Source organism: Staphylococcus rostri (genome assembly GCF_002902145.1).
In the GTDB taxonomy this organism is placed as follows: domain Bacteria; phylum Bacillota; class Bacilli; order Staphylococcales; family Staphylococcaceae; genus Staphylococcus; species Staphylococcus rostri.
The window spans coordinates 1-1,269 of the sequence record NZ_PPRF01000129.1 but is presented as its reverse complement, the minus strand read 5'-3'; the positions used below and the strand labels follow the sequence as shown (position 1 = coordinate 1,269).

At 29.9% G+C, this 1,269-nt stretch carries 3 protein-coding genes; all 3 read left to right on the top strand.

Annotation, left to right across the window (positions count from 1 at the left end; translation table 11 throughout):
- The coding region (locus CD122_RS12175) for a hypothetical protein (protein WP_420852958.1) at nt 1-332 on the top strand (332 nt) is incomplete at its 5' end.
- 42 nt (nt 333-374) lie between these two features.
- Nucleotides 375-605: a circular bacteriocin, circularin A/uberolysin family gene (locus tag CD122_RS11360; RefSeq protein ID WP_103359033.1), complete on the top strand. Its 231-nt coding sequence runs from the start codon at nt 375-377 to the stop codon at nt 603-605.
- Between the two features lie 31 nt (nt 606-636).
- Nucleotides 637-867: a circular bacteriocin, circularin A/uberolysin family gene (locus tag CD122_RS11355; protein ID WP_103359032.1), complete on the top strand. Its 231-nt coding sequence runs from the start codon at nt 637-639 to the stop codon at nt 865-867.
- Nucleotides 868-1,269: the final 402 nt, after the last annotated feature.

Genomic DNA, 1,269 nt, shown 5'->3' with positions numbered 1-1,269 from the left:
ACATTAAACTTTTTAAAATATATATTATTTCAACAATACCACTTATTTTAGATTCTTTCGCAAAAATGATTATAGCCTTTATTAAAAATAAAATAGTTATTGGTTCAGCAACCTCTTTTTTGTCTTATTTTAATTTCACAAATTCTAACATAATATTATCTGTTTTAAGTATATTCGGAGTACTACCTATTTTAAGTATTGTTCTTTTAATATATTTAACTAAAAAGAGTAAGTTAACTAATTGTTTAAATGTTAAAATAAAACTAGTAATTATATATATAATAATACTTATGGTTCAAGGGGTTATAACTTACTTCGCCTTGAGTTTGTAAAACCAAAATAATTAAATTATATTTGAAGGGGGGTGAAAAGCCATGACGACAAAACTTTTTTCTTTAGCACCTTTTTTAATTGGAGTAACTGGTATCTCAGCGCAAACAGCTCACAAAGTTTTTGATATGATCAACGCTGGGGCAACACTTGCTTCTATTCTAGGTCTTATAGGTGCATCTGGTGGTATTTTAGGTTTGAGTGGTGCAGCACTTTGGTGGTTTTTAAAACGTCAAGCTACCAAATTAGGTGAAGCAGCTTTTGTTACTTGGTAGAAGTCAATAAAGTAAATTGAGGGGTGGAATTATGTTAGGAAAACTTTTGGGATTATTTACGTATTTAGTTGGTGTTACAGCGATTTCTACTGACACAGCCCACAAAGTTTTTGATATGATCAATGCTGGAGCAACACTTGCTTCTATTTTAGGTCTTATAGGTGCATCTGGTGGTATTTTAGGTTTGAGTGGCGCCGCACTTTGGTGGTTCTTAAAACGTAAAGCGAGACAACTAGGTGAAGAAGCATTTGTAGCTTGGTAATTTAATTCTTAATAAGGGGCGTCCGAATATTTCGGATGCCTTTCTATAAATAAATATAAAGGAGAATGATAGTGTTTTTACTCTCAATTATAGCGTTTAGTATATTAATGATAATTGCAATATTTTCATTAATACAAGACTTAACTAAAAAAAATAAAAAAAATGAGACAAAGAAAGACCTATTATCAAGTATACTACTATTATTAGCCACTATTATTTTACTCATATTTAGTTTCGTATTTCTAAAATAAATATGAGTAAATATTAATTTTTAATTTTTGTTTTTGACGCAAAACATACTTAAGAACACGGGGCTGGGACATAAGCACTCAGATTCCCTAAGAAAAAGCCGTTAAAATTCTCTAAAATGAATTTTAACGGCTTTTTTAACATATATACGAC